This window comes from Vicinamibacteria bacterium, from assembly GCA_035570235.1.
In the GTDB taxonomy this organism is placed as follows: Bacteria; Acidobacteriota; Vicinamibacteria; order Fen-336; family Fen-336; genus DATMML01.
On record DATMML010000064.1, the window covers coordinates 14,647 to 32,062 of the forward strand.

Below are 17,416 nucleotides of genomic sequence, written 5' to 3' on the forward strand. Positions count from 1 at the left end.
GAGCGAAGAAGAATCGGTTGGACAGCGCTGCTCCCGGTGTTAGACTCGATCACCCAGAAAGAGCAGCCGCGGCCGCAGGTTCTTCACGAGCGTTGGCGCCAATGCCTCGGTGGTGACGCGACTCAGCTCCAGGGCAGCATGCCGACGAAAAGACAGACTGCAAAGAGCAAGCGCCCCACCAAGGGGAGAACGAAGCGTAAGCGGCCTGGCGCGTCCACTGCTAAGCCGTCCAGACGAAAGCCCGGTCTACCCCCAAGACCACAGCCAGCGCCTGGCCCACTGGGGCAGCCCAAGCCGGTCGAGGGGCCGATCGAGCATGTGGTGATCATCGTCAAGGAGAATCACTGCTTCGACAACTATTTCGGTACGTTCCCGGGGGCGAACGGGGCCCGGCTTCCCCGGTCCCCCAATCCCCCACCCCACGATCCGAACCATGAGCACGCAGCTTGGCTCACGCGGAAGACGACAGCGGTTCGCGCCCAGTTCGTCGAACAGGACATCCCGGCATACTTCGCGTACGCACGCCAGTACACGCTGTGCGACAACTACTTCACCGACGTGACGGGGCCATCGTCACCGAACCACTTGATGCTCATCGCGGGTGACTCTCCGGTCATTGTGAACCCCCACAACTATCGCCTTGGTCCCGGCATGCAGCCCTTCAATATTCCGTCCCTGCCGGAGAACTTAGAGGCGAACGGTCTCACCTGGGGAAACTACGGGGGTTACGCGTTCGACTTCATCGCGGCCCTCAGGGGACGAAACAAGTTTCCCAGCCGGCAGTTCGTGACGGACGCAAACGGGGGAAGGATTCCAACCGTGTCCTGGGTGTACGCGCCGCACAATGAGAGCGAGCATCCCCTCGACAACGTCACGCTGGGCATGCAGTGGACGGTCGCTCAGGTCAACGCCGTCGTACAGAGCGGCCTGTGGCCAAAGACCGCCATCTTCATCACCTGGGATGATTGGGGAGGCTGGCTCGATCACGTGGCCCCCGAGAACGTAGAGCAGTGGACCGACGGCACCCAGTTTCGGTACGGCTCACGCGTGGGCTGCTTGGTTCTGAGCCCTTTTGCCCGGAGCGGATACATCTCCAAAGTGAGACACTCGCACGTGAGCCTGCTAAAGTTCTGCGTGCAGCAGTTCGGGGTGGCTGCGCCTCACAAGCGCGTGGCGGCGGCCGATAGCATGTCGGACTGCTTCGATTTCAAGCGTCAGCCGGCTGCGCCTCCGAAGGCAGACCCGACCCTAGAGTAGCGCTTCCGTCTTGTACGGTTTTCCGCCCCGCCTGGCCGTAGGGCCCGTCATTTGGGCGAGTCAGCATGGCGCGGTACCACGAACCGACACCGAGTCAGGTCCAATCGCATTGGGCAGCCTCTGCTCGGTCGCAACCGGCTGCCGGGGGTCGCGTTTGGTCAAGCGCTCCAATGTCAGTGACTTAACTCATTTAAGGAGCGCCACTTATGGGGACGCCACCGGCCGACATTCTCGAAAGCCAAGTGTCGCCATCCGGCACCATGCGAGGGGACCGGACCCTTGTGACATAGGCCACGCCCAGGGGGGTTGCGTCTCCGTAGTGTCCGCTGCGGGGAGGCGATCATGGCCGCAAATCTGTCGGCGCTCTTGTCATGGCGGAAGCACGATGGCGTCTTAGCCATTGTTCTCGAAGGAACAGCGGGCTATTTCGACATCACGCTCTACCGCTTGGGGCATAGGACATGTCGGCCGATCGCCGAGGACTCAATCGAGGGCTCCCTAGCAAACGCCCGACAGGAGGCGGACGGCCTCGTTCGAGAGCTACTCGAGCACCAGTGCAGCACGTGTTCAGGCTGGGTGTGAGGGCCGTCACTCATCGGAGAAGACCCGGCTCGGTTGACTTGGGAAACCAAGGTCTTCCAGGCTTGGTCTCGTTGACCTTACAAGCACTGCGTCAGATCACAGCGGATCGAACCCCGACCTCGGCGCAGCGCCAACTCCTCCGACCCTTCAGGAGCCGTCAAATCCGCCTGATCTGAGCGCACGGCGCCCCAGAGGACCGAGAGGAAGGCTGCGTTAAATCCTTCGCTAGGCAGGGACGGTTCACACCCTCGGGGTGATAGGCCGTCTAAGGCGATGGAAGACGCTGGTAGAAGCTACCCTACGAGGAATTCGAGGACCAGCGAAGGAATAGCTCGGGTGCGGTGTTGATTGCCGTGTGCTGCTGTCCGGGTATGACCTCGATGCGATTGTTAGGCAGGGATGCGTGGACGGCTTCGATGGCCCTCTTGAAGAACATCGGGCTGTCACCGCCGAGCAAGAGGAGCGTGGGGGATCGCATCCTGGCCAACCGCGCTGGATCCAGGCGGTAGAGGTCGTCGAGGCGAATCTCACGGACGATCGTGTGGGCTGCGGCAACGCGCGCGGGCCAGGCTGGCACCGAGCGCATGATGTCGACCTCGCTTTGCGGCATGCGTACGACCTCTCTGAAGAACGTAGTCACGACGCCCGCGCGATCGCCGGCATCGAGCAACGCTTGTCGGCGCTCTAGGATCCCTGCCGGATAAATCGTCCCATCCGTGATGGCTCGTACAGAATGAGCTTGCTAACGTTCGACGTGCGCAAGGTGGCCTCGAGCGAGCAGATGGCCCCGTGAGAGTGCCCGAGCAGGAACACTGCCTCGCCGATTGCATCGACGACCGCTGCGATGTCCTCGGACTCGCGCTCCAGCGCGTAGTTGGGCGCATCGCCGCTGCCGCCGCGCCCACGACCGTCGACGACATATACGGTGAAACGCTTCTCGAGCGCGGGCAAGATCGGCGCCCAACGCTGGTGATCGGCGGTCGTGCCATGGACGAGCACCAGTGCTGAACCGCGGCCGCTCTGCCAGTAGGCAATAGAGGTTCCGTCTTTGGATTGAACGTGGCTCCTAGTGGGGACTCTTCCGCTGAGATTTTGTGCCGTGGAGCTGGCGATCACAACAAGTGCCAGATGTACGGTCGTGCGGGGTTCGAGTTGCTGAAGCCTCGCGTCTTCCCGTCGAGCCTTTCGCAGCGCTCTGAGGAGCACACGGAAGTGCGGAAGAGCCACAAAATGCTTGACGGAGCTGCGCGAAAGGCGTATGAGATATTGTCATTCTTCCCCTCCGCGACAGTAGGCCGCTCCGCCTACAAATGGAGCCTGAGGCATGCGCACGGTCTTGGCCAGCGTAGTCGCGGGATTCCCGCTTGCCTGTCTCCTCTCGGGCTGCGATGGGGGGTCAGTCCCGCATGGGCCCTCTCCTTCTCCAACTCCACTGCCAACACCGCGGCCAACTCGCGAACGTGCCTCTTCCACTGAGTAACCGAGGCCGCGTGGGGCTCTACTCCCAAAGAATCGCGCTTCTAGCTGCCGTGGTAACGTTTCTACCAGCTTGTCCCACTCCGACTCCTAGTCCAACCCCCAGCCCCATCAACCCCGTCGGACCCGGTCCGGTGCCGACTTCCAGCCTTGTAATTCTGCCAATCCAGCCCACCATCCAAGAGACGCCCGTCTGGTGCTGGGCCGCCGCGGGCGAGATGGTGCTGAGATACTACGGGTTGCCCAATGTCAATCCGGGCGGTGACTACCAGTGTGGAATCGTTGCTTCGTGGTTTGTCAGCGCCTACCCGGAATGCTCTTACAACTGTGCCCTGTGCCAATTTACTATTGGCCCGATGTCGAATGAATATCAAGTGATCACGCTGTACGGCGTCTTCCTACGGAGTCTGGGAGTACCGTCGCGTGTCCTCTCGGCGTCCTTGGTCTTCCGGGCGCTGAGCGCTGACGAGATCAAGGCCGAAGTAGACGCCCGGCGCCCCATCGTCGTCGGGATCGCCCCGGGAGGCGGGTTTGCTCTACCAAACGCTTCACAGCACATAGCCGTGCTGGTCGGTTACGACTTGAGCGCATCCGGCCAATATGTCGTGGTGAACGACCCCTTCCCATTCGAGATCTACCCCTACAACCAATACCCGCATCCGTACCTCTCGCGTGGAGGTCGGCAGTTGCAAGTCGGACAGTTCCGGATCCCACTGAATACGCTTACGACACAACTTCTCTGGGCGAATAGCATCTATCACATTCAATAGAACGTAAGAGGCAGCGCTTGATGGTGGCCGGGCGACCTTCCCTCCCCGACCCGGCCGATGCCCAGCAGTTTCGCCATAACTCTAACGAAGATTTCCCCGCCGAGGAGTATCCAGGCGGGGAAAAGCGAAGGGCCGTTCGACAAGACACTTGACAGCAAGCCTGACCGTTTCGCTGCGCAAGGAGAAGGTGCATGAGGCCACGGGGACGACTCTACGGATTGCGGGCCATCCACACGGAAGGACCTCGGAGGGAGGGGACCGGACGCGCCTTTGCCTTCTGGCGTGATGCCTACCGCGAGGAGCAGAGCTGTGATTGACCGAAACGTCGGTGCCACGCTGGGCCTTGGCGCAATAGTGCTTGCGTTCTATTCGCTGATTCCGCAGTCTGCTTCCGTCCCCCCGCCAACAATCCCAACCGCGTCCAACCCTAAGGCGGAGGATTCTTACTTGGCCCCCTTGTTCGTGCTGGATGATTTCCTCGGACAGGATGCTAACGGTAAGGCGCGGACGGTCGATAGCGTCGAGGCGGGGCCGTACAAAGTCCAATTCGTCGTTGCAACCCTGCCGGATCCGGTCGACTCACACTTCGCGAGCTTGTTCGACCGCGGTCTTGAGGCAATGGTCTCGGCGATGGTCGACAGCGGGTACGACCTCGACAGGTGGTCGCTGCCGTGGCGCATACCTGCACCTACTGAGGTAGAGGCCGTTTGGGCCACCAACTCCTCTGGGAAGCCAACACTGAATGCCCGGCCACCGATGCTGGATGCACACCGCAGTCACCCCGGAGCTGTACTCTTTCGAAAGAAACGAGAGCTGGTCGTGCTCTTCCTCATCGGCGAAACACCGACGCACGGCCTTCAGAAGGACGCGTTTGTCCAGTCATTGAACGCAATCAGCGAATTTGAAAAAGCTAATGCAGCTTCTTTGCTCGACGCAGGGTTGCCCCTTCCGATCCTGGCTCCCTATTTCTCGGGAAGCTCCGAGTCCCTCCACATCGTCCTGAACTCACAGGTACTGCTTAGGGGAGTCCACGTCATGTCCGGCTCAGCAACGGCAGACACCAACAGCAGCACTCTCAGTCTTAAGGGCAAGAGTTGGTACGAGACGGTCACCCACACAGATGGTGCGATGCTTCAGGCCCTCCACAGGTATTTCAAGAGCATCGGCGTCTATCCCGCAGCCCACGTCGCACTGTTGGTGGAGGACGGAACAGCATTCGGCCAGGATTTCGCAAGGAAGTTTGCCTCCCCTGTCGCCTCTCCTAACAGTCAGGGGTCGGCCCTGCCTGACCTAAAACTCATCATGCGGTTCCCGCTCCAGATCTCTCAGATTCGGAGCGCGTACGAGAAGCGCGAATCGTCACGGCGGGCGACCTTGGCGGGTCCACCAGTGCAGCGGGCGCTGGAGATCTCTCTTGAGGGACCCGAGAGGCCAAAGGATGCGCTTTCGCCTTTTGAGCCACGGATGACCGCAAACGCCGCGGACCTCGTGCTTGCTAACGTCTTCGACACGGTTCGGCGCCAGCGGATCCGGTATCTTGGCCTCGTCGCATCCGACACTCGCGATGTGCTCTTCCTGGCCCGCAAGGCACGTGAATACGGCACCGACGCCCAGCTTTTCACGTTCGGCGCGGACGTGTTGTATCAGCATCCTGAGCTTCAGCCGTCCCTCGACGGCCTTCTCGTAGTCACCACCTACCCCCTCCTTGCCGCAGACCAGGCGTGGCATGCTACCGGGAGCCATCGACGCACTTTTCCGGGCTCAAGTGAGGAGGGCATTTACAACGCGCTGCTGTTCCTGATGCGCCAGGGCAACAGGGCGGTGGACTATGCACCGATCGAGGTCGCGGGCCCCACCCAGTCACACCTTCCTCCGATTTGGATTGTGGTAAACGGCCGTCATGGTTTTTGGCCGGTGTGGCTATTGCCCGCATCAGCGGTAAATGGCGGGACGCCTCTGCTGCCAGACGCAGGCGTTCCAGACGCTAGTGACATTCATTCGTTGCCTCGCCTTCCCATTCCCGCTGCGGTACTCGTCTTGTTCACGGCCTGGTCCATTGCGGCCTTTGTCTTCGCCTTCGGGTACCACCACTACCGCCCTGCAGCGTCAAACGGCGACCAGAGTTCCGCCTCAAGCGGACAGTCGCGGGGCGCTGGCATGGCCCGCGACAGGCTGCGAGTGTTCTTTTGCAGGTGTCACGATGAATCGCATGTGTTCATGAACCACGCAGCAATGGCTGGCCTTGCCTTTGTCCTCGCAGTCATCCAGGGCTTCCTCGCGACGCAGCTGGCGCTCTGGGAGCTCATCGCTCGGCGCGATGGGCCCATCCAAGTCCTTGCCGGCCTCATCCTTGCTTCGGCATTCGTCTTGACATTCTTCACGGCCCGTATCTCCCTCCTTGAGGTACACCAGCTATTTGGCGCTCGGCGCTTGATCAAGATAGGTACAGACACATCTTCCCCAGAGAGATCGATCACACAAGTCGGGCGCGCGTTTGCCTTCAACCTAGCGATGCTTCTGCCATTCGCCGCTATCGGGATCGCCGTCGCCGCCGTTACCTTTTCCGCTGCAGACGCGGAAGCGGGGCAGAACTTCCTATTGCAGGAATTCTTATTCTTGAACCGTAGCTTCGCTCTCCTGAGCCGTTCCGGACCCCTGCTTCCACTCTGCCTCGGTAGCGTGGTTCTCGCGCTCTTTGCGGTGTGCCAGGTCCGACGGTCTCTCCTCTATGAAGAGCAGCGCATCCAGCCCCCGAAAGACGATCCGCCCCAGAGCCTTCTCGCCTTACTCGAACCCTACAGCACGTTTACTCTAATAATCCGCAATCCCTCCACGTCAATCCTCGCGTGCATCCTCCCCCTTGGCGGATTGCTAATGTTCCAACTGCTCTTCGTACGTGACGGCTGGTACCGCTCGTTTGATGGCCGTTGTTGGGGTGTTCTCTTGAATCTACTCCTCCTCTTGTGCGGCTGGTGTGTCGCTTGGAGCGTACTGGAATTCCGTGCCATCTGGCTCCGCCTCTCCGCGTTACTGCGAATTCTCGCGTGGAGCCCGCTCGCCGACGCCTTCAACCGCATGCCCGACGGGCTTGCCAGGTCGCAATGGAGAATGTGGCGGACGGCCCCAACACTTACTTCTCTCCATGTGGCAGTCTCACACTTGAAAACACTTGTCAACCTTGGTAAGAGAATCCAAGGGCTCGATGGGCAGCTCCTGCTTTCCAAGGAAGTGCAGACTGCACAGATGAACGCCGATGGGATGTTCACAGCGGTGCTTCGCGGCGCCCACGAAGGTTACGCCTCCACGCAACTTGACCGCAAGAGTCTCCGCACCGAGCTTGCCTTAGCCACCATGGGCGTCTGCCGCATGTTGGAAAGAGCCTGGATTCTCTGGCCATCCAGAGCTGAAATCGCGGACAAGTCAGACAAGGAGCAGGAAGCGCTAAATACCATAGTCTGGCTTCGACGGCAGGTGCCGTCGCCCCCCGACGTCTACATTCGGATCGCAGAGGAGTACGTCGCCGTGCGGTTTGTGTCGTTCATTCACTATGCCTTTTCACACATGCGGAACGTGCTCACGTTCGCGCTAGCCGGCTTTGTCTTGCTAATGGCTCTAATCGGGTCCTATCCTTTTCAGCCACGGCACCCCGTCATCGGCCTCGCATGGATAGTAGGACTAATAGGCATCGCGGGTGTCGTCTGGACCTTTGTAGATATGGATCGTGACCTAATCCTGAGCTACATCGCTAAAACGAGCCCGGGGCGAATCAACTTCAATCTTGAATTCGCAACGAACCTTCTAGTCTATGGCCTAGTGCCTCTGCTCACTCTGCTAGCGACGCAATTCCCCGAGCTCGGGGACTGGATTCTCTCCATGCTGAACCCCGCGATGAGAATACGATAGAGACGCGTGACGTGGATCACGTCGACAGCACGGTGCAGTCTCTTCAAGACAACGGCCTGCCAGGTGGGTCATTGACCAGCTGTTGGCCTCCCCTTGTGTGCCGGGTTCTTCCGTATTCTCGGTGTGGCTCCAGCAGCATCGCCTGACACCCCTTGGCGTGTCTCGGCGTTCGGGACTCGCGATTGCAGTACTCCTCCACGAGGGCACAGCGACTCTCGCCCTACTCACCCCTATCGCGAACGAATTCTTCCATGCGCTAGCGAGGGGCTCCAAAGGCATCACGAGTGCCTTCAGTAGTTCGAAAAGCCCTGGAGCTGCTGGCCCAAGACGAGGACCAGGTGGTCCTCGGGCCCGCTCGGGATGGAGGCGTCTATCTGGTCGCCGCGGCCCGGCCCATCGAGGACCTAGAATCCGTCAACTGGTGCGGCTGGGGAACGCGGCAGAGCCTGCGACGCGCCCTGCGCCGCGCGAAAAGACCGTTGGCACTACTGGCCCCCCTTGAGAACCTCGACCGCCCCTGCGATCTGGACCGCCGGCCCCGCCGCACATCTGGCGCTTGATCGCCTTCAGGCGGTTGATCCTGGCCTTCGATCGGGCCGTTGCTCCACGGTGGCTCGATCACCAGCTTCACCGCGCGGTAGTCTCCGCGAGAGTCTCGCGCGTACGTCGCTAGGCTGGGCGCAGGTCGATCGGCTTCAACTCACAGGCGAGCGCTAGATGCTTTGAGGGCGATGATGCCGACAACGTGCCGCAACAGGGAGAATACATGGATTGTCGTGATCGTATTTCCGTCGGCTTCGTTCGGCGGGGATCAGGGAGGCAGTCTTCTGAGTGACTCTTTTACCCTTGCCCCGTTCACACCCCCCACAGCCTTTGCCAAGATACCTTTCCCTAACGCTGTCGCTGCTTTGATCATAATCCCCCTGGTCTGGCCCTGGCGCTGGCTCTCGACGAAGGGTTAGGTCCAAATTCCGGCGCCCGTGGAACCTCGCTACCCACGGTCTGGGTCTGGGCGGAGCCCTATGCGAGGATCCGGGACGCTCTCGGTGGTAACAAATCCCCGGCGTTTCCCATGCACGGCTCCCTCTCTCTTTTCCGGCTGAAGGGACGCTTCTTACTAGGTAACGCGCGAATCGCGGCAAGAATCACTCACCTGACCTGTTGTCAACAGGCATGCCTGGCTATCCTGAACGACCAAGAAGGCGTACGGACAAGAAACAACGATCTTCCGAAATCAGTGGAAACCAGTCGGTTGCGGCTCGGACCTCAGGGCCCTACCGGTGGTGCTCGAGGGCGAGGCGGAGCCCGAACCCGACGAGAACTCCACCAGTGGTTCGGTCAAGAGTCGCCACGACACCGGGGCGCCCAAGCCAGCGGGCAAGCGGCCGGGTTGCACTCGTCAACACGGCAAACCATAGGATGCCTTGCGCCGCGTGAATCGACGCAAGGAACATGCTGAAGGCTGTCACGTTGACGCCGGCCGGGATGAACAGCGGCAGGAATGTAGCGTAGAACACCCCCACCTTGGGGTTGAGGATGTTCGTGAAAAATCCGCGAACAAACCAGCACCGAGCCGGAGCGTCGGACTGCACTCCGGGTCTCGCCTCGGACTCCCCGATTCCTGAGGCGGAAGAGCGTGGGCGCAGAAGAAGTTTGCTGCCCAGGAAGATCAGGTAGGACGCCCCGACGATGCGCAGAATGTCGTAGGCCAGCTCCGAAGCGGCCAGAAGGGCGCCCAGCCCCACCGAGGCTCCGAGTCCCCAAGCCAGGCAGCCGACACAGATCCCGGCTCCAGCCAGCATCGCACGGCGCGGGCCTTCGACAGCGGCCGTCCGGAGAACCAGCGCCGTGTCGAGCCCCGGGGTGACCGTCAGCAGCCCCGCCGCGGCTGTAAACGACAACAGCGCCTGTCCGCTGCCCATCGCTCACCTCCTTGGTCTACGCCGACTTCTCCGGAATGTTGTCCATAGCAAATGCGCTGAGAAACGCGACCGGCCACCGTAGGGAGGGAGGATCTCGAAACCGGAGGATAGCTCCACTCCGAGCTATGGCCGCTGCTACGTCTCTGACGGCCAGGGCAACACCGCGGTGAACGCGGTTTTCACAGCCAGGCCGCTCAGTCCCAGATCTTGGTGAACACGGAAGGGCTCCGCAATGAAACGGGGGCGAGCACGAGCCGCAGCCCTTGTTAGCCGACCTCAACGACGATCGCGTCGCCCTCGAGGGTTACCTTATAGGCGTGCACCCCGTGGGGAGGAGGCGGCCCAAGGACTGCTCCTGTCGTTACATCGAACTTGCCGCCGTGCCAGGGGCAGGTGACGATCGTCCCGTTCAGCTCCCCTTCTCCCAAAGGGCCCCCACGGTGCGTGCAGGTCCCGTCGATTGCGTGGATCGTGCCATCGACATTGAAGACGGCAAGCGCTTTTCCCCCAGCATTCACCTGGCGGCCCGAGCCGGGCGGGAGCTCGCTTAGGTTCGCCACTTTCACTCGCTCACTCATCGCGGATCTCTCCTTCACATCAGTGTCCGATACATGGATCCTCTCATGACGACCCAGCTTCATATTCCTGAACGGGGCCGTCCATCCCCCATAACACTTGCCAGCCTCCGTCCGGTGTGCGTTCCGCGACCTCCAAATAGCGTAGCTCGGTTCGGGTCGGCGCTGCGCCGGTAGTGGGCGCCTGCGTCAGGAGAATCGTTCCCCGTACGAAGGCGAGGTCGCCTCTGACGAGAATGTCATCCGGTTGCACCCGGACGCGAAGGCCTGGACGACGCATGACCTGGGAGTAGTATTCTCGGCGCTCGGCCTTGTTCTGGACTGGGTGTCTCAGGTTCACATCGACATACGTCTCGCCGTAAAACCGCATGATCCGGTCCACGTCACCATTGTTGAACCCTTCCTCAAATTCGTGCGCAATGTTGCGCAAGAAGGCCACGTCTTCCAAGTCCCAACTCCTTTCGGGCGTGCCCGTTATCACCGGGCGTCCGGCTCGCAAGTACACTAGGGCCACACTATCGCTCGCCTACTGGCGTTAGGCGGCGTGATCTCCGGTGCAAGAGAGTACCAGTTGACCACCCGCTGGCAAACCCATGCCTCGACAACACTACCCCGAGCACCGAGTCTTGGAAGGAGCGCAAGAGTGCGCGGCCCGGGCTAAAGCTGACTAAACCGGGCCGAGACTCAGAGGACGCGAAGACCGATCATTGTTTCACCAGCTCCACCCGCCGGTTCTTGGCGCGGCCGGCTTCACCGTCATTCGACGCAACCGGCGCAAGCGGGCCGTCTCCCTGAGCGTTGAGCCGTGCCTCGGCGATCCCATACTTCGTTGTCAACACCTGAGCCACGGCAATGGCGCGGCGGCGCGAAAGGTCCATGTTGCTTGCCAACGCCCCCACATTGTCCGTGTGACCCACCACGTAGAGACTGAGCTTGGGGTCCTGCTGCAGTAGCTTGGAGATTTCCTTGAGTGTGGCGTCGGATTCGGGCTTCACGTCCGCCTTGCCGGTGTCGAAGTAGATGCCATAGACCGAGACGTGGCCGGTGCGACTAATGTCCCGCGCCAGCGACTCGGCATTTACACTGACCAGGCCTGCGTCCATGGGCTTCAACTCGATCATGTCCATTTGCGTCTGGGCCCGGGTGCTGGGGTTATCCTGCTCGATATGGACGCTCACGTAGACATCACCCTCCGGGCGGGGCAGCCTTGCCGACACGTGGCGCGGCGAGCAGCCCCCACACCAGCCGGCACTCCACTCCGCGAGCCCTTGTCCATTGCCGCATTGCCCTTCGCCGGAACAGGTAAACAGAGACGCGAAGCCGCCGCGCTGGAGCGCTCCCTGGTAGTTGCGAAACACCTCAAGGGAGGAGCGCCCTTCCGGGATCTCGTAGCGGATTCGCGTCACCTTGCCTTCAAGATGCTGGCTCTTCGCAAAATGACCGTCCTGCGGAATGCCGAGCGGCAGCGTGTACTCGCCGTACTGTATCTGGCTGTACTCGGTGATCTGCGATCCCGGGTACCGCGTGATCAGCGGGTGATCCTTGCTTCCCTCGACATCCGCGGCCCCGGCATCCAGCGTCACCAGCCCAGCGAACATGCAGATAACACATAGCGCACGATCAAGGTTCACCATTGACTCCTCCCCAAGGACCTGAGATCCTCCGGCACCGTCTTGTATCGACTACAGGCGTTCTCGCTGAGCAAAGCAAAGGCCAAACCCTGCTTTCCAAGAGAGCTGCCCGAGGTAGCTGTTGGCAGAGACAGCTCCGCCTGCTCTCGCCGAACCTGGTTGAAGAGATTCGTTGCGACTCCAAGTTCGAGAAGCAGGATCCCGCTTTCATTCACCCCCGCCCGGTCAACGACAACAGCGCGATGGGCAGCCGCTGGTTCCCCCCGCTTCGATGCCTCTCAGCCCTTGTGGGGCTCGGACTCCATTTCGCAGCACCTTTAAGTCACCTCGGCCCAGACTTTCACCTTCAGGTAAGCTTCCCCGAAAGTATGTGCGTGGAAACAGGAGGATTTAGCTCATAGAATCTCACCTTTGGACAAAGGCGAGGTCTACGGCAGCCCTTTCGTGAGGAGCTCCGCCTGCTGCTGATGACGCCAGCATGGACACCCCTCCTGTGGTGGCCGGTTTTGGCAACCATTCGGCGCCGGCGAGGGGATTGGACCTTGTGACAAAGGCCGCAACCCAGGGGAGTTGCGTCCCTAGTGTCCGCTGCGGGGAGGCGATTGTGGCCGCGAACCTGCCGGCGCGTTTGTCGTGGCGGAAGCACGATGGCGTCTTAGCCATTGTTCTCGAAGGAACAGCGGATTATTTCGACATCACGCTCTACCGCTTGGGGCATAGGACACGTCGGCCGATCGCCGAGGACTCAATCGACGGCTCCCTCGCAAACGCCCGATAGGAGGCCGACGGCTTCGTACGAGAGCTACTCGAGCACCAGTGCGCATGTTCGGGCTGGGTGCGAGGGGCGCTCAGGTCCCGACTGCGGCACCTACGGAGTCGAGGATGCACCCCGGAGACGGTCGATCAGGCCTGCAGGGTCTTGTGGCGGCTCATCGCCACGCCAGGCCACGTGCTGATCTGGGCGGGAGAGGACCAGTCTACGTGGATAGAGCGAGGCGCTATCGTCCACGTCCACATCGAGCACAACGAGGGGTAGCCCACGCTGTGCAGCCGCCGCCTCAAGGCGGCCAGTTTCGACGGCAGGATCGAGACGCAGCAGAGTAAACTCCGGTCCCAGCGCGTCGTACAGTGATCTCCCGTCGCGTAACCACAGATGGGGCGTGCGGCATCCAGGAACAGTAGACTGGCGGAAGTCATACAGGTTGTATCTGGGTGCCTCCTCGCCGTCGTAGGCAATTGTTGGGGAGGCATCATAGAAATAGCCGAAGTTCAGGCCGCCGCAGCAGAACTGGCCAAGGTTGAGTTCGTAAGCCTCCCTGCCGACGCGTGCTCGTACCGCGTCGCCCTCAGGTCCGGGCTCCTCTAAGTTGTCGGGGAGCGCGTTTCCGTGTGATTCTCGTGCGAGTGACGTATCCATCGCGTAACGCGAAACCTGCTCGCTGACCGGTTGGCGCTCTAGCTCATAGGCGTCTAAGATTGCGGGCTCAGCCCAGCCGTTGATTACGCCCGCCAACTTCCATGAAAGGTTCACGGCATCGGCGATTCCCGCGTTCATCCCGTAGCCGGCAAACGGTACCCATATGTGTGCTGCGTCCCCGCACAAGAACACGCGGCGGTCGCGAAACCGATCGGCGATCATGCGGCGGCCGGTCCAGTCCTCCTGTCCAAGAATCTCGAACTCGAAAGTGGATTCCACACCCAGGATTTCGCGGATGCACCGATGGCGGTCGAGTGTCGCCAAGTCCTCGCTCGGAGGACGCCAGTTGTGGACCAGCCATCGCTCTCGGCCGTCGATGGCAAATAGGTAGCCGCTGCAACGCGGGTTGATGGAAACGCTGAGCCACGCCGGTCTTGCCATCATGCCGAGCAGTCGCGACGTACGGATATACGTTGACTGCGTTTGCATCACCACGGCGTCGCCAGTGAATTTCGCGCCCATGATTTGACGAACGATGGAGTGGGCGCCATCACAGCCGACTAGGTAGGTCGCAAAGATCTCACTGACGCCACCGCCGTCGAGGTTCTCGACGGTCGCCCGCACGCCGCCATCGCCCTGCACGAAGTCAACAACCCGCGTGCGGTTCAAGATGGAAAGTCGGGGCGTCGCTACAGCGTGTGCAAACAACACGGGTTCCAGGTAGATTTGGTTGATTCGATGCGGCGGCTCGGGGGTCGGCCACCACGTGTCGGGGCCGGCCTGGGCCGTGTAACGCTTGGCACGACACGGAATCAGGATGCGCGAGAGCTCCATCCCTATCGCGGTGGTTCGGAACGCAACGTCGTTGGGATATTCGGCCGGGAGGCCGGCGTCGCGCACGGCCCGGACTAGTCCGAGCCGACGAAATGTCTCCATCGTCCGTGCCGCGACATGATTGCATTTCACACTGGGCAGCTCGCCCCCTGCGCGCGTCTCAGCGACCGTTACCTGGATGCCGCGCTGCGCAAGATCGATTGCCAGGGTCAGACCAACTGGTCCACCACCGACGATCAGCACGTGCGTATTGATTCGATTGCCCATGGAGGGTGTGATTGGCGGCGACGATTTTAGCCCATGAAACCGCTTCCCCAATGGCCCTTAACGCGAGACTCCTGGAGAACGTCTGCTTTCTGGGTAGGGCCGCATCATCGAAGTTGGGCTACGGGACAAATTGCCCAGTCGAGAAATGTGCTTGCAAGTGACAGGAGAAACGGTAGACAACGACCATACTGTGGCCGACGAACTCATAGACGTTCATGAGGAGCTGGCGAACGCGCGAATCACACGATTCCATTGGGGACTTGCTGCCACAATGGGGGCACTCACCCTGTTCGATGGCTACGACACGTTCAGTCCGGCCTACGTCATCCACTACGTCATGCAGCCATGGAACCTCAAGGCGGGCCAAGCCGGACTCCTCGTCTCGAGCGGACTCGTCGGATTCTTGATCGGCGCGGCCGTGCACGGCTTGATAGCCGACCGCGTCGGCCGGCGCGTGACGTTGGTCGGTGGGCTTTGGATTGCCAGCGTCTTCAGTCTGGTCACTCCAATTCTCGGGACGTCCTTTTGGCCGTTCTGCACGATACGTTTCCTGACCGGTCTGGGTCTCGGTGTGCTTTTGCCCCTCGCGACCACCTACATCAATGAACTCACGCCGCGGCACGCCGCGAATACCTACACGATTTGGGGAGTCGGCCTGGGGTGGGCCGCGGGCGGGAGCTTGGCCGGTGTGGTGGGTGTCTTGGTGACGCCGCACTATGGCTGGAAGAGCCTTTACTGGATCGGCTGTTTCTCATTTGGCCTGATTCCAATTCTCCATCTTACGTTGCCAGAGTCTGTGAAGTTCCTCGCTCTGGGTGGCCGGACAGAGGAGATCAAGGCGATTCTGTCGCGCTTGCGGCCTGAACACGCGGCCCGGTATCGTGACGCGCGGATACCGATGGATTGTCGGGCCACCACGGAAGGCGCGATCGTAACGCTGCTCTCTGAACGCTATCGCGGGACTACGCTTTTCATTTGGACCTCCGCATTCTTTTGCCTGTTTTGCATTTTCGGCCTCTCAGGTTGGATCCCGACTGTCATGCTCCAGCGGGGCGAAACGTTTGCGGCGAGTTTTGGCTTCGGCGCGCTCATGCAGATCGCGGGCTTCCTTGGGGGTCTTGCGTGCGGTTACATTTCCGATCGACACGGATCAAGGCGGGCCATAATTGTCCTCTGGTGGGTTCTAGGAGCCGGGTCGGTGTTTGCCCTCCTGTTTTCTAACAATCACCTTACAAATCTCTCTTTCGTCTCAGCCGCGGGCTTCTTCATCATCGGGGGGCAGTTCGTTCTGAATAACTTCACTGCCAGCGCCTATGAAACCAGGGTCAGAGCGACTGCGGTCGGGATGGAGCTTAGCGTTGGGCGCATTGGAGCAATCCTGGGGCCGTGGCTGACGGGACTCCTTCAAGAGCTGTATGCCGGCCCGACTGCCATGTTCCTGGCGATCACAGTCGCCGCTCTCATTGCGGCCGTGGCTATGGCTCAGGCCCAGGGCGAGAGTCAGCTAGTCCGCCATGAAGGTGGGGGGCGGGAGGCGACGCCGGCGACTGAGGGGCGTCGACTGATGGGAACATCGAAGAATCGCTCATGAGCTAGAAACAGACGCAAAGGCCACGCATCAAGAATAGTGCTCGCCCGGGACACTCGGCGAGAAAATCAGTTCCCCCTGGTGGGACGATCGACGTTGCGACCAGCAGAGGCTGCCCAAGGCTGTCGGACCTGCCTCGGCGTGGGTTCGTGGTACCGTGGCATCCTGACTCGCCCTCATGACGGGCGCTACGGCCAGGAGGGCCGGAAGTAAGGCACGTGGAGCGTCGAGACCCCCGCCGACGCTAGGCGGACGCCGCGGGAAGCGTGAACGGCACATTCAGGACGCCGACTCCGATGTGTTGAGTGCGGATAGAGAGTGGCGGTAGGCTAACGTCACAAAGAGGGGCGCGCCGCCGCTCATGCCGTACGCTAGGTGACCCCTTCATGCGGGGCTTGCCATGACCGAAGTGTGGGGGCAGATCCTCCTTAAAGCCCTATTGCTGTTCACCGTACGTCACGAAGAGTTTCTTCCAGCGGCCCCTCTGCAGTTAGGGACGGCCATCGTAGCCATTCGGACGGAGGATCTGCTGGTGGTGGCTGCGGACAGCAAGACTACGCGCCTCGATGCACCCGACGTATCCACCAACACCTGCAAGATCCAGGAGGCGGCAGGCGTGTTTTTCGCTGTCGCCGGGCTGCGTAGAAGCACGGACGGCGACTTTGACGTTCCGTCCCTGGCCGCCCGCGCTTGCCGGGCGTCGGGTAATCTAGACGATAAGGTTGCGAGCTTCGAGGAAGCCATGCAAGGGCCTCTCAAGGCAGCGCTTGTACAGATTCGTGATACCGCTCCTGACTACTACCGTGGTCGCGAGCGGAGACACGCAGCCTTCGTGGAGGTCGCCTTCTTCGCAAATGAAGCCGGTAAGCCGAGGTTCCTGGTAAGGGACTTCAAGGCGAGGGAATCGGAGCAGAAAGGACTATCGATCGAGGTTGGCGGCGCAGAACTCCCGAGCCCAGGATATGCCTTGATGGGCGAAGCTCGAGAGATGCGGAACTTTTTGGAGGCGAATCCGATAGTCGACCGGATGAACCCCATCGAGGGCGCCCGGGCGGTGCTGGATCGAGCGGCTACCGCCCACCCGGAGACAGTCGGGCTCCCGATCGACATTGTTCAGCTGGACGGTCGGGCCGTCAGATGGGTCGATCGAAAGTCCGAGTGCAGTCACGAGCCTTAGGCCGGACGAGCGTCGAA

General features: G+C 61.1%; 14 protein-coding genes. 7 read left to right on the plus strand and 7 right to left on the minus strand.

What is annotated here, in order from left to right; translation table 11 throughout:
* The first annotated feature begins 321 nt into the window (after positions 1-321).
* Positions 322-1,257: an alkaline phosphatase family protein gene (locus tag VN461_11370; GenBank protein HXB55376.1), complete on the plus strand. Its 936-nt coding sequence runs from the start codon at positions 322-324 to the stop codon at positions 1,255-1,257.
* A 342-nt stretch (positions 1,258-1,599) separates the two neighbouring features.
* On the plus strand, positions 1,600-1,839 hold the full coding sequence (locus VN461_11375) for a hypothetical protein (protein ID HXB55377.1): 240 nt from the start codon (positions 1,600-1,602) through the stop codon (positions 1,837-1,839).
* Between the two features lie 298 nt (positions 1,840-2,137).
* Here the strand turns inward: VN461_11375 and VN461_11380 are convergent, their stop codons facing one another.
* Positions 2,138-2,449, minus strand: coding sequence for an alpha/beta hydrolase (locus VN461_11380; protein HXB55378.1), 312 nt, complete (start codon positions 2,447-2,449; stop codon positions 2,138-2,140).
* A 74-nt stretch (positions 2,450-2,523) separates the two neighbouring features.
* On the minus strand, positions 2,524-3,066 hold the full coding sequence (locus VN461_11385) for an alpha/beta fold hydrolase (protein HXB55379.1): 543 nt from the start codon (positions 3,064-3,066) through the stop codon (positions 2,524-2,526).
* A 179-nt stretch (positions 3,067-3,245) separates the two neighbouring features.
* Here VN461_11385 and VN461_11390 point away from each other — a divergent pair, with 179 nt between their 5' ends.
* From VN461_11390 to VN461_11400, 3 genes are all read left to right on the plus strand, one after another.
* Positions 3,246-4,085 carry a C39 family peptidase gene (locus VN461_11390; protein ID HXB55380.1) on the plus strand — a complete coding sequence of 280 codons (840 nt, stop codon included), beginning with the start codon at positions 3,246-3,248 and terminating at the stop codon, positions 4,083-4,085.
* 447 nt (positions 4,086-4,532) lie between these two features.
* Positions 4,533-7,988 carry a hypothetical protein gene (locus VN461_11395; protein HXB55381.1) on the plus strand — a complete coding sequence of 1,152 codons (3,456 nt, stop codon included), beginning with the start codon at positions 4,533-4,535 and terminating at the stop codon, positions 7,986-7,988.
* A 284-nt stretch (positions 7,989-8,272) separates the two neighbouring features.
* Complete coding sequence (locus VN461_11400) at positions 8,273-8,548, plus strand: DUF2064 domain-containing protein (protein ID HXB55382.1); 276 nt, start codon at positions 8,273-8,275, stop codon at positions 8,546-8,548.
* A gap of 714 nt (positions 8,549-9,262) precedes the next feature.
* Here the strand turns inward: VN461_11400 and VN461_11405 are convergent.
* From VN461_11405 to VN461_11425, 5 genes are all read right to left on the minus strand, one after another.
* The gene (locus VN461_11405) at positions 9,263-9,910 is read right to left on the minus strand and encodes a LysE family translocator (GenBank protein ID HXB55383.1); all 648 of its coding nucleotides are present in this window, start codon (positions 9,908-9,910) and stop codon (positions 9,263-9,265) included.
* A 266-nt stretch (positions 9,911-10,176) separates the two neighbouring features.
* The gene (locus VN461_11410) at positions 10,177-10,488 is read right to left on the minus strand and encodes a non-heme iron oxygenase ferredoxin subunit (protein HXB55384.1); all 312 of its coding nucleotides are present in this window, start codon (positions 10,486-10,488) and stop codon (positions 10,177-10,179) included.
* 43 nt (positions 10,489-10,531) lie between these two features.
* The gene (locus tag VN461_11415; protein ID HXB55385.1) at positions 10,532-10,924 is read right to left on the minus strand and encodes a nuclear transport factor 2 family protein; all 393 of its coding nucleotides are present in this window, start codon (positions 10,922-10,924) and stop codon (positions 10,532-10,534) included.
* A gap of 265 nt (positions 10,925-11,189) precedes the next feature.
* On the minus strand, positions 11,190-12,119 hold the full coding sequence (locus tag VN461_11420; GenBank protein HXB55386.1) for a DUF4892 domain-containing protein: 930 nt from the start codon (positions 12,117-12,119) through the stop codon (positions 11,190-11,192).
* 865 nt (positions 12,120-12,984) lie between these two features.
* Entirely contained in the window at positions 12,985-14,634 is a 1,650-nt protein-coding gene (locus VN461_11425; protein ID HXB55387.1) for an FAD-dependent oxidoreductase, read from the minus strand.
* Positions 14,635-14,824: 190 nt separating this feature from the next.
* Between VN461_11425 and VN461_11430 the strand changes: the two genes are divergently transcribed.
* Positions 14,825-16,225 (plus strand): MFS transporter, encoded by a 1,401-nt coding sequence (locus tag VN461_11430; GenBank protein HXB55388.1) that lies wholly within the window; start codon positions 14,825-14,827, stop codon positions 16,223-16,225.
* A gap of 397 nt (positions 16,226-16,622) precedes the next feature.
* A complete protein-coding gene (locus VN461_11435; GenBank protein ID HXB55389.1) occupies positions 16,623-17,399 on the plus strand; it encodes a hypothetical protein in 777 nt (258 codons plus the stop codon).
* Positions 17,400-17,416 lie beyond the last annotated feature (17 nt).